Annotated in this window: 14 protein-coding genes; 8 read left to right on the top strand and 6 right to left on the bottom strand. The window is 37.1% G+C overall.

The window, feature by feature from the left end:
- Positions 1-31: 31 nt before the first annotated feature.
- The 6 genes from J7649_RS15225 to J7649_RS15200 form a co-directional block, all read right to left on the bottom strand.
- Positions 32-544, bottom strand: a complete 513-nt coding sequence (locus J7649_RS15225) for a hypothetical protein (RefSeq protein WP_077170163.1) — start codon at positions 542-544, stop codon at positions 32-34.
- Between the two features lie 7 nt (positions 545-551).
- A complete protein-coding gene (locus J7649_RS15220) occupies positions 552-1,682 on the bottom strand; it encodes a hypothetical protein (protein WP_005005771.1) in 1,131 nt (376 codons plus the stop codon).
- A gap of 684 nt (positions 1,683-2,366) precedes the next feature.
- Positions 2,367-3,212 carry a hypothetical protein gene (locus J7649_RS15215; RefSeq protein ID WP_024160863.1) on the bottom strand — a complete coding sequence of 282 codons (846 nt, stop codon included), beginning with the start codon at positions 3,210-3,212 and terminating at the stop codon, positions 2,367-2,369.
- A 125-nt stretch (positions 3,213-3,337) separates the two neighbouring features.
- On the bottom strand, positions 3,338-3,940 hold the full coding sequence (locus tag J7649_RS15210) for a hypothetical protein (protein WP_005005776.1): 603 nt from the start codon (positions 3,938-3,940) through the stop codon (positions 3,338-3,340).
- Positions 3,933-5,723 carry a hypothetical protein gene (locus J7649_RS15205; RefSeq protein WP_005005779.1) on the bottom strand — a complete coding sequence of 597 codons (1,791 nt, stop codon included), beginning with the start codon at positions 5,721-5,723 and terminating at the stop codon, positions 3,933-3,935. The genes J7649_RS15210 and J7649_RS15205 overlap by 8 nt, the downstream gene beginning before the upstream one ends.
- A gap of 167 nt (positions 5,724-5,890) precedes the next feature.
- Positions 5,891-6,367: a hypothetical protein gene (locus J7649_RS15200; RefSeq protein ID WP_005005780.1), complete on the bottom strand. Its 477-nt coding sequence runs from the start codon at positions 6,365-6,367 to the stop codon at positions 5,891-5,893.
- Positions 6,368-7,892: 1,525 nt separating this feature from the next.
- On the opposite strand from J7649_RS15200, the gene J7649_RS15195 reads away from it, so the two are divergent.
- The 8 genes from J7649_RS15195 to J7649_RS15160 all read left to right on the top strand — a co-directional run bounded on the left by J7649_RS15195 (position 7,893) and on the right by J7649_RS15160 (position 24,986).
- Positions 7,893-9,527 (top strand): hypothetical protein, encoded by a 1,635-nt coding sequence (locus tag J7649_RS15195; RefSeq protein ID WP_005005782.1) that lies wholly within the window; start codon positions 7,893-7,895, stop codon positions 9,525-9,527.
- A gap of 31 nt (positions 9,528-9,558) precedes the next feature.
- Positions 9,559-16,191 (top strand): strawberry notch C-terminal domain-containing protein, encoded by a 6,633-nt coding sequence (locus J7649_RS15190; protein WP_005028698.1) that lies wholly within the window; start codon positions 9,559-9,561, stop codon positions 16,189-16,191.
- 312 nt (positions 16,192-16,503) lie between these two features.
- A complete protein-coding gene (locus J7649_RS15185) occupies positions 16,504-20,946 on the top strand; it encodes a hypothetical protein (RefSeq protein ID WP_077170160.1) in 4,443 nt (1,480 codons plus the stop codon).
- Between the two features lie 2 nt (positions 20,947-20,948).
- Positions 20,949-21,842, top strand: coding sequence for a hypothetical protein (locus tag J7649_RS15180; RefSeq protein ID WP_032055064.1), 894 nt, complete (start codon positions 20,949-20,951; stop codon positions 21,840-21,842).
- Between the two features lie 68 nt (positions 21,843-21,910).
- A complete protein-coding gene (locus tag J7649_RS15175; RefSeq protein ID WP_005028693.1) occupies positions 21,911-22,339 on the top strand; it encodes a hypothetical protein in 429 nt (142 codons plus the stop codon).
- Positions 22,340-22,348: 9 nt separating this feature from the next.
- Positions 22,349-23,149: a hypothetical protein gene (locus J7649_RS15170; protein WP_024160804.1), complete on the top strand. Its 801-nt coding sequence runs from the start codon at positions 22,349-22,351 to the stop codon at positions 23,147-23,149.
- A 25-nt stretch (positions 23,150-23,174) separates the two neighbouring features.
- Entirely contained in the window at positions 23,175-24,137 is a 963-nt protein-coding gene (locus J7649_RS15165; RefSeq protein WP_077170159.1) for a hypothetical protein, read from the top strand.
- 12 nt (positions 24,138-24,149) lie between these two features.
- On the top strand, positions 24,150-24,986 hold the full coding sequence (locus J7649_RS15160; protein WP_005028686.1) for a hypothetical protein: 837 nt from the start codon (positions 24,150-24,152) through the stop codon (positions 24,984-24,986).
- Positions 24,987-24,988 lie beyond the last annotated feature (2 nt).

Below are 24,988 nucleotides of genomic sequence, written 5' to 3'. Positions count from 1 at the left end.
TGGTTTTTTTATGTCTTAATTATTTCTAGAATCAGCTATAAAGCTTCGCTGGCTCGTCTGCAACTGGTATCACTGGCTGTACTTCTTGCATAAGAATTTTAGTCACTTCATCCAGTGGTGCAATGTTGGAAGGTAAAAAATCTATTGCTTCAGGAAATTGTGATTTAAGGTAAGCATCTATGGCTTTGTGAATAGCTCGGTACCATTCTCGCGATTCGCTCTCTAAATTAAACATGCTTGAAATTGAAGCTTCTAGATCCGCAATATATTTACTTGGTAGTAAAGCTTTACGCTCCATATAAGCTTGATGTGCCATAGCAAGCCAGATAAAGCGATTTAATTCCTTACTACTTCCCTCTACGCTATTATCTTTAAAGTTCAACGTTCTAAATTTGCAAATGTGAAAATGTTGCTCACTAAAATATTTAAAGAAATCTTCATACTCAATTACAGAAATGGATTTTTGTAGCACCAATGGTATATCTAATGCGAGATCCACTTCGACTTTACGTGTACCAATGCCATTTTTAATAACAAATTTCATATTCACCTCAAAATAAATTAAATTGTTTAAAGGTGTCTTTATCATTAAAAGTAACCAGGTGATGCGATTCAATTAACGATTTAAGGTCCTTAGCCTGAGCAACTGGCTGTATTTCAATGCTGGCGATTTGTGCAGCTTCATGAATTAACCCTATGATTTGAGCACGGCTTTCTAAATATGCAGATAGATCGCGAGTTTCTTTGAATGAAGAAATGACAAAGTTAATATTCTTTTCTAAATTCTCACTCAAACTGCTTAGTGTTTGGTTAATTGGTGCATACTTTTCTATATGCTCTAAGACTGTTGCATGATCTAGAAAAAAACTAACTTCCAGCAATAATGAATTGTAAAAATCAATAAAGTTCGTTTCTTTTTCAAAGATGAAAATTTCTTGGCCATCTTCGTCATTAGGTATCTCAATTGAACCTTTTGAGATCTCAAAACTTTCATCCCCCAACAATGTATGCAGAATTCGGCCTAAGTGTTCTGCATGTGGTTTGCTGTTAGTAAAGTTGATTTTCAAGTTTTCATTTGAATCAGCAATACGGACTAAAATATAGTTTGTTGTGTGAAATAATTCATCTGCATTGTCAGTAAAATTTAACATTGAAATCTGATTATCTGTTCCAGCATCAGAATCAAGTTGCTTATCCAAAAATTCATGGTTATCAATAAAAAGCTTAGCTACACCGTTTGTAATAATGCTTTCGTATTCACCAAAGTTTTGTGCAAGGTATTCGCTCATTAAATTTGGCAGAACTTCTAATAAACTTTTTTTAAGATCCGATAATTCAATAGCAGAATTGAATAACGAATCTGGCACAAGGTTCTCTACCTCTTCATCAAGTGCTTCATCGTTTGGTGACAACCCTTTTTGCTGTGCAATTGCATTACGGAAGGAAGCCATAATTGAGATTGTCAAAATTGAAAGTGTTACCGTTTTAACCCATTCACTTTTCACATCGTTAGGCACGTAAAAAGCGCAATTACTAACCCACTGGTGGTTATGATTAAGAATCCGCTTTAAAGGGGTTTTAGTGGCTGGAAAAATTTCAAAGACAGTATTTAAGATTGGGTTTTTACCCAATTTGATGCTTTTATTATTACCGTAAAAATAGATGCTGCGAATATCAGACATAATATACTTTCTTAAACTTAACGTTGGTTACATATTATCACTGATTTAGTTTTAAAAATATTTTTTAAAACTATTAATTTTATTTTTTTGTGTTTTAATTCTGCCCTTGTTCACTGCTTTTAAAACCCAAAAAAACAGGTAACTTTTGCTTAGGCTACGGTGGGAACTTGGTATTACAGTGTTATTTGGTAGCTAAAAAATTAAACATTGATAAACTATTGATAGTAAAAGAGATAAGGAATAGATAGATTTCTTTGCGTGTAGGGATATACTTTTCATCAAACATTTTGTTTATCGCATACAGAAGTGAAGAAAAACATAAAATGAATATGATGATTTGCAATATATATGATGGAGTATTGAGGGTTTCTGGTAGATATTTAATCTTGTATATCGTTGTATTTAAAAACATTTCAAACACAAAGAATACAACTACAAAGATGTAGCAAATATTGAAAATGGCAACTAAGTTGTATGCCGATTTGAGTACCAGGCCTGTCATCGATTGTTCACTTGAATCAATCTCACCCGTTTTTGGAATTTTAAAAAGCACAACGCATTCCAGTTTTAAGAGTGTATCTATTATACTTTTAGAATACCTTTTATCAACTATAAAACTTTGTTATTAAAATAAAAAAATGGCCTTTTAAGACCATTTTAAAACACCCTACCCTCCTTTTAAGACTAGCCGTTGTGCTTATCTTTAGAATCACGGTAAGTAGAGATATGGTAGAAGAAAAAGCACGATAAAAGTGAGAAAAGCACCACCCCGAACGTGTTCCAAAATCTGCTATTTGATAGTTCAGAAATACGTTTATTGATTTCTGAGATAACACATGGATTCGCTTTTGCAACTTCAACATTTACATTGCAGACTTCAGCATATTGGAATAGGAATGTTTTATGGCCAATATCATACATTTCTTGGATCTGGTTAATATTGGTCGTATTCAGAAGAACCATAACAAGAGAGATCAGTGCTACAAATATAGAGATAACAAGAAAGCACTTCACAATGATTTCACGAGCCACATCATCAACACCACTTAAATATCTTTCGAGCAATATATTTAGCTTAGTTCGACCATCAAGGATAATGTTATAGTCATGTTTTACTTCATTATTTCCTGTATGGTTTTGATTTGTTGGTTCAACAGGAATGTCAGATAATTCGGCTGGTAAAGTGACTGCAATTACATCTTTTTGTTCTTCAGGTGCTAAACTTTTATTGCTGCTGTTTGATACAAAATCTTTTAATAAGGGTACTGGCTCACTTTTAAGGTGTTCTGTTTTTACAACCTCGTGAGCCGACTCATTTGCATCGAATAAGATCTTGTCTGTTCTTTCTGGATGCTTGAGATGTATATATTGATAAATAAAATAATTGATCTTTTGCTGTAAGACCGGGCTTTTATCAACTTCACTTTCCACATCTGCACCAAAAGTCTCAGTTATAGATGATTTTAATTCTTGTACTTCGGATTGATTCAGCAATTGATATAGTTCATATATTGTTTTAGAACTGATCATGATAAAACCCACATTAATATTCATTAAACTGTTAGTAGTATATAGAATGTGGTTTTAAAATAAATAGGTATGTTTTAAGAATAAAAAAAACCGCCTTTTAAGGACGGTTTTAAAAGGGGGTTTAATTAGTATAAACAGTTGCCGTTTGCACCAATAGAGCGTCCATTCTGGCTTAAATACCGTTGTACGGTGTTAGCAACATCTCTTGGGAGTTGATTATTCACTTTTTGTATAACATCGACTTTGTATTTATTCTGACAACTCACAATACCAGCCAACATGTTATTGATCAGTGATGTATTGTCTTTACCATCCAATTTACGTGTTTCTTCGTTTATCACTATGAATTGAACAATATTTAGATAGTTATTCGTGAGGTTGTCACCACTTTTTGATGACTTGTTTAGATTCTCAATGGTCGAATTCAAGTTATTCATTCGTGCTTCAAGGCCAGAATCACCAGTGACATTTGCATTATTGTTTTGGTAACGCGTAGCTGTGGTGTTCCGATTAGAATTATATTGTCTTTGCTGTATCGGCTGTTGCTGAACCTGAACTGGTGCTTGCTGTTGAATTTGACCAGGTGCTTGCTGTTGTTGAGCTGGCACTTGCTGAGTTGAATCTTCATTTGAAGTTGCTTTTTTATACCAATCACTAAAATCGGCATTTGCACTACTACTCAATATAGTAGCCGTAAAAATTGCACATAAATAAAGTTTATTATTCATTGTCTGAACTCTCTTTACCGTTGTAGTTCGCTGGACTAATAGCTTTTAAACTGAACTCATTTGCAAGTTTCCACAACCGCATAAATGTCTTTTGCTTTTCTTGTACCCAATAGTCCTTATCTTTTTTTAGAAGATTCTTTAATACATCTGAGTTCAAGTGGAAATTATCATCAAAAAAATGTTCAAACAGGAGTTCTGTTAAATAGTTTTGAGTTAACGTTTTTTTATTTTCATTACCCGTACCAAAGAATATTTGGCAAAGCTTTGTGCTTTCACACACGAGATCTATGTATTTTTTCTCGTCTGCATTTCGCTGGTGGCGCAAATGAGGATGTGTAATAAAAATAGAATTACGTATGAAAGCATAATCAATAATTACAGTAGCTTCCGTTTTCTTTGAAATGTACTCAGCGTTTGTAAGAATTTCACAAGTGGTAACATCAACTTTGTCGCGAATATTAATGAATTCGCTTGAGAAAGTAGATGCACTTTTGTTTTCGATCTCAACTTTCTTATCACGATTTCTCAGATAAAGTAAATTATCTGCTTGCTTCATATCGTTTAGGAATCTTTCAAAGAAGTGATTACTTTTATATAGATCTTCTAGAGCTCGCGTAACATAAGACGCAACCAAATTAAGATTTTTAGCTAAATATGATGGTCCATTCTTAGTTGTATAAGCAGCTAAACGATCCTTAACAAGTTCTATTACTTTTTCAGGTTCACCATTATTCAATCGAATTGCTGAAGTGAAGAGCGCATTACTGATTTTAAGCTCATTGCCCTGTTCATCCTGAACCTTTGCACACATTTCATTTAATGTATTAAGCGCTTTACGATAGTTGGACTTCAACTGAATCTGAAAACGATAATTGCAAAAATTGTCACGATCTGGTGTACGCTTATTGCATGGTTCATACTTAACAGAAATAAATAATTCAATAGATGGATTGTTATTCAGTCTTTCTAATGAAACAAGAAGTCGTTTACGGTAAAAATCACTTGCTTTGTATTTAAATTCTACTGAAAACTCGGTTAATGCTTTGAAGTCAATGTAAGGAATAACCACTTCGCCACGAAACTCATTGATCTTCATCAAGTTATACATATAAAGATCAAAACGGTCCTTAAATCCAAGAACCGTTAAAGTGTCGAGAACTGTGTAGCGCCCCTTTTTATCAAAATCTAATTCAGATAGATTGGCAATCAACGTTTCTTCAAGCTGATAGCAAATAAACGCATTGTTATCTAATTCAAAATAGCCCGTACTGGCAAACATTCTTTTATGAGTTACGCTGTCTACGTCATTTCTTGAAAATGGTTCGCTGTCCATTTGGCGTAAAGAGCTCATTGGTAGCATCACTTTACCAACACTATTTAGCGTATTCCATGCCAAAGATTTGATACGGCCATTGCTAAGGTAATTAGCTTTATTTTTGAATAAAAGAATTTGACGGATGTATTCAAAATTCAGAACAAAGTTGTTCGCTAGTTGTAATGCTTCAATTTGGGATAATTCAGGTTTTTCAGCGATAACGCGCTGCAGCTGATGTGCATACTTATTTTTGGCATTCACCAACATTAAGTAAAAAATGAATTGATCAACAACTGGAATATCTAGATAACATTCGACTATGAAATTACTGATTTTGTTGCCGTAACCCAAGAGATCCATGGTTTTTGTTTCGGCATTAATAATTGAGTCTTTGATTGACTGCGATAGTCCAAAAATTTCATCTTCTGAAATTCCTTTACTTATGCAGACTTGTGAAGAATCTTGCATAACTGCTCCACTTTAGACAACGTACAACGTACATTGCCTGAGATTGAATTAAAAAATAAAAATAAAAATATATTTGCAACCCAACTAACGTTGTAGTCTTTTCGCTTTAAAGCTGTGTATATACTAACTAAATTTTAGACAATAAAAAAGCCTCGTCAGAGGCTTAATTACGCAATTAACATTATTTGTTGACCGATCTGCGGTAACTCTAGTTTAGAAGTAGTGAACCTGTATGGTAGCTTCTCATATATGCTTTTAAAACTAAGAGAATTTCTAAAAAAATCAAAGCTTTTAGTGAGTTTAAAAGTAATATCGCCACTTGATAAGATTTGAATTTCGTCAATCATAGGTGCTGCAGCTTGCTTCGCATCTGTATCAATCATAAATGATAAATCACAAGCTTCACGCATGATCTGGTTGATAGTTTTCTTATTAAAATCTAGACCTGTAACGTGGTTAACTTTTTCAGCTGATACAACGTATCTACCGTCTTCTGCAGAATAAAATGCATTTAAATTATCAACTAGAATAAGCAATTCGGCAGATAAAACACCTTTTAGCAAAATATCAGACGAGCCAGAGCTAAACACATTGAAGTCAATGAGTATTTTTTGATGTCTAAGACTAAATGATTGATATTGCATATCTCGAATTCCCATAGGCATTCTGAGTAGACATTATAGCATCAATTCGTTAATTAGACTACGATTAAAAGCATTTTTAACAGTAATTTCTTAATAAATAAGACTATGAAAAACAGTGCCTTATATGAGTAATATTCACAATTACAATGTAAGTTAACCAATGTAATACTTGATCAAATAAATATGTGCTCAAGATAGGCACCCAGCGAAACTTTTTTATAAATGGTTTGTAAACTTTCTTCCGTCCTAATGACGTAAGTTATTGTTTTATAGTGGTGCCAAAATACGAGCGAAACTTTTTTATAAATGGGTTGTAAACTTTCTTCCGTCCTAATGATGTAAGTTGTTGATTTATAGTGCTGGCAAATTTCGAGCGAAACTTTTTTATAAATGGGTTGTAAACTTTCTTCCGTCCTAATGATGTAAGTTGTTGATTTATAGTGCTGGCAAATTTCGAGCGAAAGTTTTTTATAAATGGGTTGTAAACTTTCTTCCGTCCTAATGATGTAAGTTGTTGATTTATATTGCTGGCAAATTTCGAGCGAAAGTTTTTTATAAGTGGGTGTAAACTTTCTTCCGTCCTAATGATGTAAGTTGTTGATTTATAGTGGTGCCAAAATACGAGCGAAAGTTTTTTATAAATGGGTTGTAAACTTTCTTCCGTCCTAATAGCGTAAGTTATTGATTTTACTTTTATGTCCAGATCCAATAGCTCAACTATCATAGATAGTATGTTTAGTATGTTTTAAGGTTAGGTTATAACTTTTTGGCTGTACCTAACTTCCAGCGAAAGTTTTTTATAAATGGGTTGTAAACTTTCTTCCGTCCTAATGGCGTAAGTTATTGATTTGTCGTAAAACAAGCTAAATAGCGATCGTTGGGTCATATATAAGGGCTATTCCTCATAAAATCTGAAAGTCTTTATTATCAAGGCTCTCAGGAAATTGGAGAAGTTATCCGCAACGTTTTGAATTTAATTTGCGCTCAAATGAATTTAATTTGCGCTGGAAGTATTTTTTATTCTATTTAATTTTATTATAAACAGCGACTTACAACACTTGCTAGTTTGCAAATTTCCAATATTGCAAAAAGCTAAAAAATGAACAATATTATACTCATATTTTTAAATTCATTCTAATATACAAGAACTTAATTTGTGGATAGAATTTAATAGGAAAGTGGATAAAAACATCAAAAACCAGCTAAAAACGCCTTATTTTCTAAAAATTCAAATTCAATTTGCGCTCAAATGAATTTGATTTTCGCTCGTACCATTTGTGTTTTTCCGTACTAATCCTGTAATATCATGAAAAATAAGCATAAAAAATGTCCCTAATTAACTTCCCTTAATTAGAAAGATAATAAACAAAAAATTTCTTTTTAAAAATTTACTCTTAAACTTTTTAATATATTTTTTAATTTTTTATTTGCCTCCTTAGTATATACCAATGAGGTTTTGTAGTATTTTATAAATAGCTTGAGTCAATGACCAGCAATCAAAAATATAAAGCGTGGAATTTAAGAAATGAGTAAAAGTGATAATACGATTAAACGTATCGTCATGACTGTAGATCAATTTTACAAACATGATGAACAAGACGAGCTGTATGCATACGGCTTTGATATGTCTACCAATGAACCAGTTCGCATACGAATGAGTTCATCTGAAGAATTCACGAAGATCATTAATAAACTCAACAAGCATCATACTGAGAATGTTTCAGTAGATGAAGTCCACGCAAAATTTGATTCTGGACGTAACCAACGTACTTCATTAGACACACATAATCGCGGTGCTAACCGTGGTCGAATTATCTGTTTTGACAAATGTGTTGACTCACCCTACGAATCTCTTGACGGTTATAAAACTTATGTTGCTCAGTGGTGCAACGTAATGAGTAACAACCCGAATTCACAATTAATCAAAGCAGTCACTTCTATCAATGTGCATCAACAAAAAAACGGCGATTTCTTTGTTAAAGCTCAAATCATTGAAGATGCAGCACATATGCAAGTGCCCAATGTAAAAATTAATTCTCCAGCACTTCATAACGCTATTATTAAAAATAATTTACAGCTTCTTGTTAAATCTTTATCGAATAGTACTGACAACCAACCTGAGCGCATTCCATTTTCAAAAATTGTTGTGCGCTATGAGTCTGGTTCTGTATTAACTACAATCCCATTGATTCCAACCTATGACAGTGCTGATCGTGAAAGTGTTAAGCAATTCGCTAAGCCAGATCCGTTGATGCAACGTGGCGGTATTGATAAAACTAAAAAGTCTTATCGGGTTGCTAAAGATCCGATTGAAAGTATCAAAGATATTTTGAACGGCAATGACTTTCACACCGCAACTTTTGATCCAAATTTTGTACCATCCAACCAGCATGAAAAAGACCAGTTCGATAAACAGGCTCAGAACGTTTATGTTATGGACCAGGCCCGTATTGCCCTGTTTGCATTACTTGGCGATCGACAAATTAAAGTGTTCTACAATGAAGATGTAGACAAAGAAAAAAATCAAAATTTAAAACGTCTTTACGCTGGCTTGGTGAGTCAAAAATTACTGCCTGAGGTTTATCATGGCCAACAACTACAACTAGGTGCGCTTTACAAAGACACGTTCTTAAAGAAATTTTTCAACAATAAAACGCCTCACGCTGGTTTTCGCAAGGTAGATCCAGAAATAGATTTACGTACTGGTGAGGGTGTTCGTGGTGTTGGTGCACCTCCCCTAGTGAATCAATTTACCGATGACTACGGCAATCCAAAACCGCACGACTTAAATCCTCAATTTTTAAGTCAAGTTGATCGTCAGACCATGAATAAATTGACGCATGCAAAACAGCAATTTGCTGAAGCGTTTATTGTTATTCAACCACACCAACGGAACTCGAATAATTGTTTTGTCTCGTTTATCGAGCCTGTTGAACTTACTCAAACCCGTATGAATGCGTTGAACTTTTCAGAAATTACGGTAGAGCATGTACAGCAACATAAAGCTTCAATCGATAGTCCGTTATCTAAGAACTTCAACCACGATCTTTTACCTGATCCACAAGAGTTAATGATGAAAGTCAGACAGCCAGAAATGGATGTTAAGAAAAGCCAAGAAAAGGCTGCGACTTCTGATGTCTATAACGACATGACTTTTTAATCAAATTTAATAATTCTTCTTCAGGTTCGCTATGACTACTCATGATTTAAACGAAAAAATTAAATGGATCGACTTATCACAAGCTGGTGTATATCTCGATGTACGGCGTGTTGGCCAGACGGATAGCCAATTACTCTTATTGGACGTTCAAAAAAAACTATCTAAAGAAAATTTGAATAACATTGGTTTTACACCGATGAAGTTTGAGGCTTATCCTCACTTTGACGGTCACTTGTATCAATACAATTTGAATGAAACGATCAAACCAAGACTGTTTCATGAAGTTTTGGGTATTCCAAAAGAATTTATCCGTAGTGTGCTTGCGACTCGCCAAGAATTGCATGATTTGTTCAATGCCCAAGCAAAAACATTGGTGCCACAACGATTGAACGTTGCGTTGAATAGTGCAACTCCACTCGGTTATAACTCTGATGGCAACAAAATCTATGCTTCAGCTCATAACCGTTTTTACGTGAATGCCCAAGGTACGCAAATACCTGAAGGTCCTAATGATCAGCCGTCTAGTCTGTACTTACGTGCGACCAAGCAAAAAGATTTAAAAGAATGCTTAAGAGGCTATATCTATCAATTAGAACATGAAACAAAGAGCCATAATCACCAGGACTTTTTAAAGTTTTTAGCTCTAATCACGCAAGCCAAAAATGCTGACGTTGATGTATCCAAGGTAACAGATAAACAGATCCATACTGCAGAAGAAGCGCTTGAAACAGTGATGGTCGAAAAGTTAGGTGAGCTTGATTTTACTGAGAGCTCATTTAAAACGAGTTTAGCGTTATACAATCGCATGCCGACTAAGACCATGCGAAACAATACGATTCGTATGTTACAGCAATATTCGACTCCAATCCCGATGTCACTTGTGGCTCAGCGCTTATTGATTGAGGGTGATAACCGAACAAAACAAAACTTTTCCGTGCTCGAGCCAACTGTGGGTAATGGATCTTTAATCGGTTTATTAACCCAAGAGCGTAATGCTTCTGTCTATGCGGTTGAGTTAGATCCCAAACGTGCTGAACGTACAAAAGCACTGACTCAAAATTATGAATGCACGGTTGTTACTGCAGATGCTACACAAATTGATTTTGAGCAAACGTTTAAGCAAAAAGTTGACTATGTGATTGCCAACCCTCCTTTTGGTGCTATGGATAAACTAGAACGTGTTGCACCAATTTTGGTTCAACAGCGTAACGGCGTAGATCCAAACCCATTATTGGTAGATCCATCAGAAAACGTCTGGTTCAGTACGGATAAATTGGACCATGCCATTCTGGTTAAATCACTAAACGCACGAAACGATCAAGGGCGTTCAGTTTTCATTATTGGCTCAGATAAACAGATTTCAGATGGTACGGTTGAGCGTAAATCAAAGAATTTACTTAATTATCTCTATAAGCATTATGAAGTTGAGGCGGTTGTAGAAATCCACGGCAATGCATATGCACGAAACGGCGCTAATCAAAATGTTCGTATGTTAGTGGTAGGCAATCGTAAAAACGAACAAGCGTTACTACAAACTTACCAATCTTCTGTGGTACCAGATAAGTTGAAAGTCATTACGGACTATGACGAACTTTGGGGATGGGCTAATAACGTAATCTATAATCGTTTGAATCCGAATAAGGATCTATACTTCAAGCCAACTACTCCGACTCCAGTTGAGCAACAAGCACAACAAGCACCAGTGGTTGAACCTGTTGTTGAGGTTAAGCCTGTTGAAAAAGAAAATGACGATTTGTTTGCCAGTCTAGGTGATGAACAGCCTGTTTCGCCACTTGAAGATATTGCATCAAGTGTAACGCCTACGTCTGCAGTCACTATGTTTGATGAAGTCGTGGTCGCTAAAGAAGAAGAGATTAAGCAAGAGGAAGCTGTCAAACCAAAACCGATGTTTGGTCGTAAACCTAAATCAAAACCGAATAAAGTTTCTTTTGACTTCGGAACCGTTGAAGTTAGTACGCAAACAACCAGTTCAGATGATGATGTACCTACACCAACTGAAGCTACACCAACGTTTGAAAATGAAAATGACAATGATTTCGTGCCTGAGGTAAAGAATCCGCACGAGAACCAAAATCTGGATGAAGACCTTGACGATGACGTTAATCTTCAAGTAGGTGATACCACGGCGACCAATGAGGGTGAAACACCTGAACAAACACCAGCTGAAGAACCAGCGGTAGAGCAAGTAAAACAGGAACCGGGTTTAACTGCTGAAGAGATTGCTAAGTTAAATTCTGAATTAGCGATCGGTACTGAGCAAAAAGAAGAACCGACTGTTGAATCTGACCAATCAAATTTACAGCCGATTGTTCCTGTTCCTAATGCTGAAAACACAACAGAACCAACTCCGGAAAATATATACCAAGTTAAGTATATACCGATGTCTATGGCATCTGAGCCAATTGCTTTAGTGGCTAAAAACCAGATTAAAGCGATTAATCAGGCAAATGCTCAATTGACTACACACATCCAAAATGTATTAGGTTTTGGGGGTATCAATTTCCAAGCTGAAGTCGATAATGGTAACTACCCTACTCTTGTTGATGCCTATGTCGCTAAGAAATTGCAATATGACAATTTTGATGCACTAAAGTCCGCTTTTGCATGTGAACAGGTCGATGCGGTTGCCCATATCATTTTACGTTTTGACCAAAACTTACCTGTGCTTATTGGCGACCAGACGGGTTTAGGTAAAGGTCGTATTGCAGCTGCGTGTTTACGATATAGTGCGTTAAGAGGAAAGCCCCCTGTTTTCCTTACAGATACAACGCAACTCTTGAACGACATTTGGCGTGATATTGTTGCTACAGACAGTGACAAGTTCTTTAAAGATCCGTTTATCTTTAACTCGGATGCTGTGATTAACCGCTTTGGTACTGAAGAGGTTTTATTCACTGGCCAAGATCTACCTAAGGAAATTGAAGATATTCCAGCGCAACATGACTTGGTATTGGCAACGTATAGCCAATTTAACCGACCAAACCGGAAACGTGCGTTATTGACTCGTTTTATTAATCAAGACACTGTTTTGGTGATGGATGAAACGCACCGTGCAGCATCCTTGAAATCAGCTACAAGTCAATTTTTCTTAGATGTTATTGATCAGACCAATCTAATTAATTTCCAGTCTGCATCGGCAATTAAGAAACCTGAAAATCTTGAATTCTTCCATAAATTGTTCCCTCGATCCGTATCTCGTAATGACTTACAAAAGGTTATCGATAATGCAGATGGTCCAATTTTGGAGTTTATTTCTGAAGGTTTGGTAGACAGCTCTGCCATGATTCGTAGAGAGCAAGATCTCTCGCACATTACCATTCAAACCTTTGTGCCAACTGAAGAGGAAATTAAGAAATTTCACAATTACTCAGATGTTCTTTCTGACATCTTGACGGACATGGTGAAATTTTCTAAAGATATTCGCCTCGATGCGCTAGAAAACATTGCCAATGATGATGATGCTGTTGCCAATTTAGACTTTCATCAGGATTCAGACGATCCGAAAAACCGTTTAAGTTTGAGTGTGATGAACTTTGGATCTCGAATGTACCAGATCCAAAAGCAATTCCTATTGGCATTGAAAACTGACTCTACAAGTGATGCTGTGATTCAGGCATTACATGAGGGTAGAAAGCCCGTGATTGGTTTGGAAAATACGGGTGAGAGTCTATTCAACATTTTGATGCAAAGTCGCATGGAAGCGATTTTAAAAGCAGATACGGCGCAAGACGTTACCGCTGATTCGCCTGAAAAAGAAAAAGCGTTTAATAACTTCAAGTCGGTATCGTCAGAAATTGAATTTCTTGAAAATGAGCTTCAAAAACTCATGATCAAAGAAAACCGTGACGCTGGCGATGAAAAAGCAGCGAAAAATATTCAAAAGGAATTGACTAAGCTTGAATATAAGCGCGGTAGCTATCTGCAAAGTCAAATTTCTGTTTTAGATGAACTCCCACAATTCCGTGACTTGCTTGAAGTGATGTTAGATCGCATCGATGTGGTGAAAGCTGAAGATAACTACGGTAACTCGTTCGTTAAGAAGCTCAGTACGGAAGTGACATTTAATGAAAACGGCGATCCAGTGGTAAGTCCGTATAAAATCATTTTGGATCGTATCAAAGAAAAGATTCAAAAGTTCCCTGACCTACCTTTGATGCCTTTGGACGTACTACGTAACAAGGTGACAAAAGCTGGCTTCAAGATTGATGAAATCTCTGGCCGTCAGATCCACTTAACGGAAACAAGAGACGGCAAATGGAAGGTTAATAAACAAGAGAACAATACGACACAAGGTAAGATTTTGGTTCAATCAAAATTCCAATCTGGTGAAATCGATGTTGTTATTGTGACTCGCTCTGGTTGTACGGGTATTTCTCTACATGCAGCCAAAAACCCTGATCCTACAATTCCATCGGATCACTTGCGCCAACGTGAGTTGTTTTTCTTGCAAAAACCTGAGAACTCTACCGATACGATTCAGATGATCGGTCGTGTGGGTCGCCGTGGTGAAGAATCACATCCGATTATGACGACAGTAGATTCGGGTATTCCAGCAGAAACACGTATGCACTTAATGATGATGCGTAAACTGTCTACCCTATCAGCGAACGTCTCTGCCAACTCAGAAACCAAGTTTAACGAAAACGATTATCCTGACATGCTCAACTACATTGGCAACCGGGTAGCGTTGGACTATTTAAAAAATAACGTAAACTTGGCGAACACACTTGATATTGATATTTCGGATGATGAAAAAGGACCATCATATCGCACGGCGCAAAACTATCATGTGAACCAGTTGCTATCTAAACTGATTTTGATGCCGATTAGTCAGCAAGAACAGGTTTATCAAGACTTGGTTGTTGACTATAACGATAAGATCCGTGAATTAGACTTGTTGGGTCGTAACCCTCTCAAGACCAACTTTTTAGACTGGAAAGCTAAAAAAGTCCGTGAGTTTGAAGTGAAGGACAACTTCTTTACCGTGACTTCAGAAACAGAAGCAGCCAAGATCAATACCTTTGATCTACCTGTGCGTTTTGAAGGTCTGCAATACATTGAACATGTTGAGCCATTACGTGCTGACAATCTAAAACTCATGTTCAAAGAAAGTGATGATTATCTGGTGCGTCAATTTAAACGTATCAATGAAAACATCAATGAAACGGTACACGGACTACTACACTATGCCTATAACTTTGAGGCATTGATGTACCAAAAATATGAAGGCTTTGCTAAGCAAAAGTTATTTTTCAAAAATGGGCAAATGCGTGGTGAAGTGATTCGTGATTATCGACACGAAGTATTTGATCATTTCGGTGTTGTTGAAGCCAATGTAAAACACATTGATGATATTCAATTTCGTAAACCTGATGATCACTCTGCAGATGCTTTTGAAAAAGTAGCTGAAGCGGTTTATCTTGCCAATGATCCTATTTTGACCTCTAACTTTGATCGCATGTATCGAATTGTTCAGGATCTAAAATTCTTGGCTCGTTCTATGGAAAGGAACGAAAAAGAAGGTCATTCAGCGCATGGGTTATTGTTCCTTATCTCAAAACCTAGTCTTTTTGATGATGAAGTGACGCCAGATCACAAAACAGGTGCTTTGCTACGTCTAGACCTACCGCCGTTACGTGTAGGTGCAATCACACCGAATGCGGTTAAGCTTGATTTGGTTTACCCTGGTGATAAGAAGTCGTTTAAAGTTCCACTGATCAATTACACCATGCAAAATGCCAAGCAAGACTTGGATTGGGTAGCTCCAGTGAGTGAAAAAGGACGTATTATCCTAAAACGCTTCAATCCTGAATTTTATTCTTATGCTGATGTGAATAGACGTCATGTTGAGGATCGTCAACCCTTGGTGAACTTATTTACTGAACAAAACAATTATTCCCGTTATACGCGTACCTATTTTGAGAAAGCGCCGTCTGGTGATGTCACACGACAAGCGATTACCTTAACGGGCAATATGTTCAAGGCACATAAGATTGTCAGCTCACTAGATCTACGACATTCAACCGTTATATTTACCGATGCTGATGGTATGCGTAACCGTGCGTTATTATTGCCATCAAATACACCAACTGACTTGTTTGAAAGCTCTCTTGAAAACCAAGTGACGTTTAAGCAAGTTAAAGAGATTGCGAACTTCTTTAATCAATTGCCTGTAAACATTGATTTCAACCGCAATAACTATGTGGGTACTAAGGTTAATTTCCCGTACAAGAAAGCAAGTATTGAGTTCTACTACAACGGGTCAGACTGCTTTAATGTGACGGTGAAATCTGTTGCAAAACAGTTCAATCGCTTTATGTCGAATACCAACGTATTCCATGATCCTAAAGGCGGTAAAACAGATGAATCGTTGAACATCCACTTTACTGAGCCAGGCCGTAATGAGTTTAGATTTGCGCTTGATCTCAAGGATGTTGAACGCTTTGTTGACGAGCTGGACAGTACAACCAAAATTGAAGCTGCCTTTTTGGATTTAAAATCTAAGCTTCCTGATGGTAATGATTACTTTTTAAATGAAATTAACCGTATGCTTAATCCTCCAGAAGAGCCAGCTTATAAGGCTGAGTTACCTAAGGGTAAAACCTTAGATAACGATCAAGAAATCCAGCAATTATCTTTCTAAAACCCTCCCTTAAAAGGTATATACCAGACCATACGTGAATAACAATTACGTGTGGTCTAGTTCGTATATACCATGTATCATATCCGTGACGATCACATTGACGTTTTAAAAAACAAATACAGGTATTTTATGTGCAACTCTAATCCCTTAGAGGAATCTTCTAATAACTCAGATTTAGTGGATTTTGACAGTGAATTAGACATCACAACTGGTTTTAATTCTGACTTTAAAGAAGACTTTATTTGGAATGTTGATACAGATTCTAAAAAGGACTCTTAAAACCAGGAAGGCCACCTGTCATAAGGATCAAATATGGACCAAAGCCCTAAACAAGATAATTTTGACGAGCAAACACTTGATCAACTGCAAGACGGCCAATCATTAACTTTCAATGAGGGCCTGGAACAGTGGGATGATTTAAGTTTGGACGGCGTGGAATTTCAATCCATCCAGCCTACGCCACAACAAAACAATGTTGCACAAGATCAATCGCAACAATACCAGTCTGAACCATATCCCAATGATCCCCTATCTGAACCTCCATTAATGGAAGAACCGCCAGTCATGCAAGATGATGGGTATCAAAATAATCAGTATGATCAGTATGATCAGTATGAACAATATGATCAGCCTATGGGCGGTAACTCTGTACCTCCTGGGCACCCAGATTATGATTACGCTCCCCCTCTTGAAGATACTCGGTTGAACGATGATGAACCGATGTTTTTTGACGAAGGTGATTATGAGCGTAGTAGTTACCCGAATTACGAGAATGAACGGTCCATCATTCCTGAAAACACGTTTGATCTTTCCGCTGTCACTGTCAATGATTTAGCTGAACTTGATCCTGTTCTGATTGGTAAAGTATTTGATGCACTTGAGCAAAGAGAGCCAGCCAGTCAATTAGAATTCTTTGCAGACATCGGGCTTGATCTGCAGAATGATGATGATCTTAAGTTTATTGCGGCTCTGAATAAAATCCAGACTAAAAACGCACTGGACCAAGGATTAGGCAATATTGCTGAAAATAACAGTTCATTGCCAGTTGAAGACCGTGTTTATACAACTGCAGACTCTAAATTATACCTATCAGACAATGATCCTGATTTCCTCCTTTCCAAAGAAGAGAATCCATTTGAAGCCGTTCAAGTGGCTGAAAAAACCCTCTTTAACTTTGAGACAAAATCTTTTATCACTCAGCCCTACTATGGTTTAAGCCTGAAGGGTGCAACTAAAGAAAATGCCCTCAACTTCCTGAGTAATCGTCAATTCGCGATTGAAGGCCTGATTAACCAAAACCAAGTCGTGCGTGAAGCAAAACAGCAGATCTACAACGAAGTTACGGGTGCACCGAATACCTATTTTTCAGGTGAATTAACCGATAAAAACCAAATTAACGCATTGATGCGCCAAGTGCGTGACTTTTGCTTAATTCGTGGGATTGAAGCTGAAGAACTTGGCTTAGTGCCAAAATCTATCGTCATGGATCAATGGCGTGTGAATAGCGACCATACAGCTGCTCGACTTGAACAACTTGAGATTCACTATCTTGAATTCAATACGGACACGTTAACCAAGGAAGTAATTCAGTTATTAGAAACCCGTGAACATAGCGACCAGTTACAAGCTGCTCTACTTTTGAAAGAACATAAAGAAAATCAGAAGACTAAAGAGACAGTAAAGGAAGATGTTGAATCAGCTGATCCGAATGCACCAAAAGGTACACCAAAGAGCACATTAAACATTGCTGGTGGTCCACAAGACAAAGCAAGTTTGGCTGCAAGTAGCGTTGCCTCTAAAAGCTTTAAGGATATGCGAAATGAGGAAGGTAACGAACGTCCTCCTTTAGCGCGTGAAAATAGCCACGGCCATCCACGAACGGTCGCTGATGAACTCGCTGCGCTCAGTGCAAAAATGATTGCAGTCATGATTGAACTGGTTAAGAAAACAATCAAGTTGATCATTGCAGCGATTATGGCCATGTTCAACAAGAACAAAAGCCTTGATAACCTGAAAAACATTTGGGATAAACCAATCAATCCTGATGTTACCGTTAAAAGTAACCATCCAGACGCACAACAACCCGAACAGCTTGCCAATACAGCCGATAAATCAAAATTGACTGAACTTGGTAAGAATGCCGATATTTTAAAACCGATCTCTAAAGAGCAAATGTTGCCTCTTTTAAACGATCCATATACCACTCAACTGAATAAAGACCGTGACGGCGTTACCTTAGAAGAATTCGATCTAAATGTCGGTAAAGTCTATGCCATTGACGGTGAACAATACATCGTGATTGATGTAGTCGGTAAGGATTCTGTCGAAGGTGTTGAATCCTCTACCCCATTTATCAAACTAGTTAAAGAAGCAGATTTACCGCCTCAAGTGGAAGGTAGCGATGCACCTACCCCGATTACGCCGTTCTATTTAGAAGCGATTGAAGACAAAGTAACGTTTCTCTCAATTGAAGAACTGCATGAAGGCATTAAGTCTGAAAAGATCCATGAGTTTGAAGGTCGCTTTTTTGAACCCATTTGTTCTCAGTACTTAGAACAAGCACGTATGTTCCTTGGTGCCGAATATCCATTAGGGCAAGATCCAGAACAAATGACTGAAGAAGCCAAAGCTTCATACAAAGATCAGTTTATTCAACGTGCCTATCAATCAGGTCAAATAATTTCGGATCAAGTAAAGAAAGTCAAATCTAAACTTTCAAACCTTTTGGGTAAGTTTAAAGGCAATACTGCAGAACAGTCGGCAACTCAATCAGCACCGCAAAGCCAAGACCAAAACAATGACGGTAAACCAATGAACCCTTATGACAGTATTTATGTTGATCATGATTCTGACTTAGAAGCATTCTTTAAAGACCGTCACAACAATGTTTCTTATGCTGAAATTGAACAGTTTGTCGGTATGGTTTATGAAGATGAAACAACCCAAACCAATATGGTTGTTTTGGATATAGCTTCCGATAATCTGGATAAACGTGCGATCGTTGTGCCTCTTTCGGTGATTGAAGATCTCGAAAATATCACTGAAAAAGATGTGCTTTATCTTAAAGACATCGTGAATGAATCCTCTACCGTTCCACTGTATGAGCTGGAGTCTGTCGAGCCGATAGACGAGTTAAATGCGCTTGGTAAATTTTCAAGCGAATACTTAGACAAGCTCAAAGCCGATACCATCAACAATACTGCAGAACAGACTAATACTTACGCCAGATCTGCCGAACGTGAACTTGAACTTTCAAAAAAGATTTTGGAAGGCAAGCTCAGTGTTGTAGGTGCTATGGTGAAAACGGATTACGGTCAATTCGTGGTACTGACTTCAGATTCGGAAGGTCATAAATCAATTGCACCCGAATACAACGCCGTGGCCATTACCAACCTTGATCGTCAAATTACCACGGAAGATATTATTAATGCCGGTATTACAACGATACCGCGTAAAGATATTTTAGAGTGGAATACTGTCACGGCGCTCAATGAAGAATCTGCCAATCAGGTGACTTATTTAGATCCTGAAGTTTACCAAGCAGTAAGTAATGCAATTCATCAAAATCGCGAAAAAGAATTGATTCAAACCTTGAGTACGTTACAACCCTCTGCAGCACTCAATAGCATCGGTTCAAAAATCATTACGCAAGATGGCAATACATATATTGGTCTATGCGCCAAAGATGATGGCAAATCAGGCGAGTACTACGCCGTAAAAGCTCCAGATAATCAACTCTCCCCGATTGGTGCAAGCTATATCAATGATGTTGGTGTTGAAGTCATTAGCCGTAGCCAAATTGCTGAATTTCAGAATGCGGAAAATAATCAGCAACAACTAATCAGCCATGATGTGTTTGTTACATTGCTAAATGCAGTCAATAACAGCAATGAACAAGAAGTACTTCACCTCTTCTCTAACTTGGACCAGGTGAAACAACAAATTAAAGATTCGTTATTCAGCGAAAAGGAAAGTGAAAAAGTGATTGAACAAAATCAATTTATTGAACAACTGAAAAACAATAACCTTGTGAAAGCCGATCACATTAACGCGCTTAATCAAATTGCTGATCAGATTCAAAATACGCAACTGAAAAATGTTGTTAAAGGTATGGCCTCAACCGTTGTTGCGCCTGAAAACTCTCAAAACGAGATGTATGTTCAAAGCTTTCTACATCTCAACCAACGCCTAGACACGTTACAACAAGATTTAAAGCTTCAAGCAGCATCAAATCTTATGAATGCTGAATATAAGCAACTTTTTGAATGTATGGATGATCATCTAGTACTACCTACTGCGTATGGTGATGCCAAGTTTGTAAACCTTAATAGTGTTGAGCCTCGTATTGTTGAATTTAGAAACTCGGCTGAAACAGGTCAAATCTTTGACAGCTTCAACGCCGTGATTGCCGAAACAGGAAACGTGGAAATTGCGCTTCAGCACTTAAAGCAAGAGATCTTAACCGATCACTATATCGCTGCGATTCATGAGGATGTGAAGTTACACCGTCTAGAACAGCAAGACATGGAAAAAATCAAAGAAGTGAATCAGATCCTTGAAGCTGATTTTGATAAAACTGGCCTACGCTTAGAAGCGCTCCAAGATGGTTTGAATCTCAATACTAAAAACTACTTAGACCAAGTAAAGCTTGAGAAAAATACGACATCTCAATTTTTGAGTGACCTTGATAAGCATATAGATTTAGAAGTCGCACGTAGAAACGATCATGACAATGATCAAACATTGGGGCGTTAATCATGGATTTCTATAAAAACGTAACTGGCGACATCGATGCGATGATTGCTTTTGATAAAATCTTAGGTGGTTTTGGTCAAAATACAGTGAATACCACGCGTGAGCGTGTTCAAACCAACTCTAAGCATGAAAAGGTAGAGCGTGAGATTGAAGGTGCCAGTCCGTACCTTAAAAGCGATTATGAGCTATTTGTCGAGCATCACAATATGTTGATGCAAGAGTATCGGGCAACTCAGCTACATTTACGCAACATCTTAGAAAAGAAAAATGAGGTTAAAAGCATTCAAAAGCTTGCGGATCTCTGCGAACGGCACCAGTGCTCCAACATCGCTCAATTATTCGTTGAGAAAAATGAAGATGAATATGTATTGCAATGCTTTCAAGACTTTCAGCAAGACTTAGAAAACAATAATGCTCTCCGAAAAGACTTTAATCACTTTTCAGACTCGTTTGAAGCCTACCGATACAATATGGAGATCTGTAATAAGCTTTCTGGTATCGATCAGCCGTTTACCCTTGAACGTCCGAATGACAGACAGTTGAATTTCGTTATCCATAGTCATGAAAATATCAATAAAACATTGTTGGACTATCAGGCGAAGATCATTGAGCAACAAACAACTGTAGACCAGCTCAAGCAAGATGCTTCCTATACTGCCCTATTTCCGATCGCAACCAATGATAAGAACATGTTCTCAATTGCAGCGACCGAAGTTTATGTAGAACAGTCACCAAAATATCAAGACTATCTTAAGGTCATTAAAAATGAGCTTAAGAACATAAACGAAACGGGTAAAAATACGTTTAGTCAGCATTACAAAGATACTATTACGCAAAGCAATCTTGAAAACGTTAAAACTAAAGAAAGCGCTTCAACTTATAGCAATGGGTTTTAATTAATTTTAAATAAAAACATTTAGGGTGTTTTAAGATAGAATCTAAATACCCTTTAATGGAGTTAAACATGATTCAAACTAAAATCACTGAACCGACAAGAACGCCGTTTAATCCTCATGGTTTTGCAGATGCAACGCCTTTACATGCGTTTTACTTGGAATTATTAGAAAAGGGATTAATCCATAAAGCTCTTGAAGAAGGTAATTTGGAATTTGAAAACCAAAACTTGTTCATGACGATCGATTGGGAATCAATAGACGTTCAAATGGATGCTTATACGTTTGATGTGAAATTAGATATTGTATGTGGCGTCATACTTGATGAACAAAAAGTCACGAATAGCATTCAAGTGTTTATTAATGAGCAAACTTTGTTTATAGCTTCAGCTAAAACCTTTAACCCTAAATCTGGTCTAACGCAAAGTCTTAACTTTGATATTCCTTTACGTGTTTTAAGTCAAATGGGCTATTACGCCCTACCTCTCAAAGAGGACTAAATCGTGGGAATGAGCATAGAAAGCCAAAACATAGCATTGTCTCAAGAGCCTACAACCTTTGTACCAGAAGCTTTTGTACACTCTATTAACTACTTTTGTCAGACCTTAGAGAACACTTTTCATTTTGATAAGCGTTCACTCAATTTCTTTGAACCAGGTACACCAAAAGAATACGGCTTGTATCTTACTGAACAGCATTGCCTTGTTTTTTTGAATGCTTGCAGTAGTGGCTATCTTGGCGAAACACGCAAAGTTACCAGCTTCACCGCTTTTGTGCTTTTAAATCAAAAAAATAATGAATCTGAAATGCTCGACATCACGTTAAACGATCCAAAACGTGTAGAGGAACATTTCAAAACTGCGTCTAAAGATCAGATCAATATTTACTTAAAGAACGTGCATGAATTAAGTAATTTTCTGAAAAATAAGTACTCGGATTCAGGTTTTTTAAAAGATATTGTGACTGAGGAAGGTTTTTCTAAAACCCTAAAGCCATCGGTTTTACAGGAATGCTTAAAAGAGGAAGTAGAGCTAATTAATACTTTAATGTGTTTGGTTAGTACTCAGTTTATATATATTACGACAGCTATTATTTTTAAGCGTCCTATTTTAAAAGAATTCATAAAACTATGTTTAACCAATGAGAAGTATATACTACAATATGGTGAAGAATGGTATTATGATTCTATATATAAGTTCGCTAAAAGGATATATGAGTTAAAACACCTTATAGCTACCTTATATTTAAGTAGTGAAGCTGTAGTAAAAGATGTTGTAGTGCTTTGCGAACTTGCTTCTAAAAAACATTAATCATAACTCTTTTAAAGGGCTAGATATGCGTAACAATCACAAGAAAGCTAAAAGGCTACAACAAGTTCGGGGCAAGACTTTAAGGACTAACCCTAATCTACAAAATGTTAAGCCAGCTTTTAAAACTAAAAGTGCTTTAAGCATTTTTGTTGCTACCGTTATTGGGTGTTCAAGTGCTATTGCAGTTCAACAAAGTTCCGTTGCTTCTGTTACCAGTAATACTCAAAACATGGGTAACTTAAACATCGCAACATCATCGACCATTGCAAGTAGCTCTGGTGGTGATACGCCTTTGTCGAATTCAAATAGCGGATATTATTCGTCTACCAGTTCTAATTCGTCATTCAACTCTACTGCTGCTGAAAACAACTTCATGGCGGTTAAAAAAGGTGAACAAGCAGCTGCTCAAAACATTCAAACCAATATTGAATCATGTGCAACTGATGGGATCGGTAAAGTCGTTAAAGACAACTTAGATCTACAAATGACGGTTTGGGGTCGTCCAATCGATATTAACAAAATGTTCAGTCCAGCTAGTCAAGGTGGCTGTTTTGCTGACATCGGTAAAATCATTGACCTTTCTGTGACTATTCCATCACTTGATACAATCATCAATGCAGCGCAACAAATGGTTGTCGATTACGCGACTAAAAAAGCGTGTGACGCAATGAAAACTGCAAGTACTGAACTTGTTGGTCCATTGAATGATGTTATAGGTGAAATCAACAAAGCTGGTCAATATACTGATGTATCGGGTGCGCTTGGTACTGCTGTGAATGGTCAACTTGGTAAACTTGATCCTGGTCTAGTTATGCCTAGCGGTGCTTTTGAGGGTGGAGATACTTATACAATCAATGGTAGTAGCTCGACTAGTCCAGTTTCTTATTCAACTGATCAAAAAACCAGTACTAGCACACCGTCTAACGCAAAAACTTCAAGTTCAGAATCTACTTCTGTCACCCAATCAATTAAAGACTTTTTCTCTTAAGTTGGGGGTGGTATGAAAAATAGAAATAATCTGCGTAAAAGAAGAATTACTGTTAATCAGTTTTCACCTGTTAAAGCAATTGCGGTGGGTACTTTAACGGTTGGTCTATTATCCGTACCACTTTTTACCAATGCTTTTAGTCTTGGCACTATCCTTTCTGAGCTTGCAATACAAGCTCAGCAATTGATGGTACGTTCTGCTGTGCGTGTATCTACTCAACAAACAGCGGTCAGTGCAAATCAAATTGTTGATAACCAAACGCGTGATTCAGAAATGATCGTTGCTGGTATTCAAAGTGTCGATAAAAATATTGAGATCAAAAAAGCGATTTTAAATTCTGGTACGAATGCTGCCCTCCCTGATTCAGCTTTTTGTACGGCTCTTGAAGAACGTGAACAAACCGATCTCAATAGAAACTTAAAAGACTTTAACGTTTCTAAATACATGCAAGATGTTTCAGGGAAACTTTTCTCAAATTCAACAGATGAAGCAACCTCACCATATGCGTTTCACTTGGCGACCTCGTGTGGCGTAGAAGAAGCAAAAATGGGTGTCTGTAATTTGATTCCAAATGGTCTGCAGTATGGCGACATTGATACTGCTTTTGTTTTTTCTCGTTCTCGACTTTCTGAACAGCAAGCGACTGTTGCATTGAACTACTCGTCAATTGCATCTAACAACGTTGTTCCAGTCGGATTGATGGAATGCTCTTCATCAACTTGCGTTGATTTTCAAAATAAATACATGGCTGGAAGTACTCTTTCATCACTGGCTAACTATTCGGTGGCTAATAATGTGATGCAACGCACTACACCAAACTCCAATGCTTCAGCCAAATTCTTTGAGTAATG

The sequence above is a fragment of the Acinetobacter lwoffii genome (assembly GCF_019343495.1).
Lineage (GTDB): Bacteria > Pseudomonadota > Gammaproteobacteria > Pseudomonadales > Moraxellaceae > Acinetobacter > Acinetobacter lwoffii_P.
The sequence above is the reverse complement of the archived record's forward strand: the minus strand, read 5'-3'. Positions and strand labels throughout refer to the sequence as shown.

Excerpts from the sequence above, each read along its gene's own strand:
- J7649_RS15190 (WP_005028698.1), top strand. The coding sequence starts at position 9,559 with ATGACTACTCATGATTTAAACGAAAAAATTAAATGGATCGACTTATCA.
- J7649_RS15220 (WP_005005771.1), bottom strand. The coding sequence starts at position 1,682 with ATGTCTGATATTCGCAGCATCTATTTTTACGGTAATAATAAAAGCATC.
- J7649_RS15210 (WP_005005776.1), bottom strand. The coding sequence starts at position 3,940 with ATGAATAATAAACTTTATTTATGTGCAATTTTTACGGCTACTATATTG.
- J7649_RS15205 (WP_005005779.1), bottom strand. The coding sequence starts at position 5,723 with ATGCAAGATTCTTCACAAGTCTGCATAAGTAAAGGAATTTCAGAAGAT.
- J7649_RS15180 (WP_032055064.1), top strand. The coding sequence starts at position 20,949 with ATGGATTTCTATAAAAACGTAACTGGCGACATCGATGCGATGATTGCT.
- J7649_RS15225 (WP_077170163.1), bottom strand. The coding sequence starts at position 544 with ATGAAATTTGTTATTAAAAATGGCATTGGTACACGTAAAGTCGAAGTG.
- J7649_RS15200 (WP_005005780.1), bottom strand. The coding sequence starts at position 6,367 with ATGCAATATCAATCATTTAGTCTTAGACATCAAAAAATACTCATTGAC.
- J7649_RS15170 (WP_024160804.1), top strand. The coding sequence starts at position 22,349 with ATGAGCATAGAAAGCCAAAACATAGCATTGTCTCAAGAGCCTACAACC.
- J7649_RS15165 (WP_077170159.1), top strand. The coding sequence starts at position 23,175 with ATGCGTAACAATCACAAGAAAGCTAAAAGGCTACAACAAGTTCGGGGC.
- J7649_RS15175 (WP_005028693.1), top strand. The coding sequence starts at position 21,911 with ATGATTCAAACTAAAATCACTGAACCGACAAGAACGCCGTTTAATCCT.
- J7649_RS15215 (WP_024160863.1), bottom strand. The coding sequence starts at position 3,212 with ATGATCAGTTCTAAAACAATATATGAACTATATCAATTGCTGAATCAA.
- J7649_RS15160 (WP_005028686.1), top strand. The coding sequence starts at position 24,150 with ATGAAAAATAGAAATAATCTGCGTAAAAGAAGAATTACTGTTAATCAG.
- J7649_RS15195 (WP_005005782.1), top strand. The coding sequence starts at position 7,893 with ATGAGTAAAAGTGATAATACGATTAAACGTATCGTCATGACTGTAGAT.
- J7649_RS15185 (WP_077170160.1), top strand. The coding sequence starts at position 16,504 with ATGGACCAAAGCCCTAAACAAGATAATTTTGACGAGCAAACACTTGAT.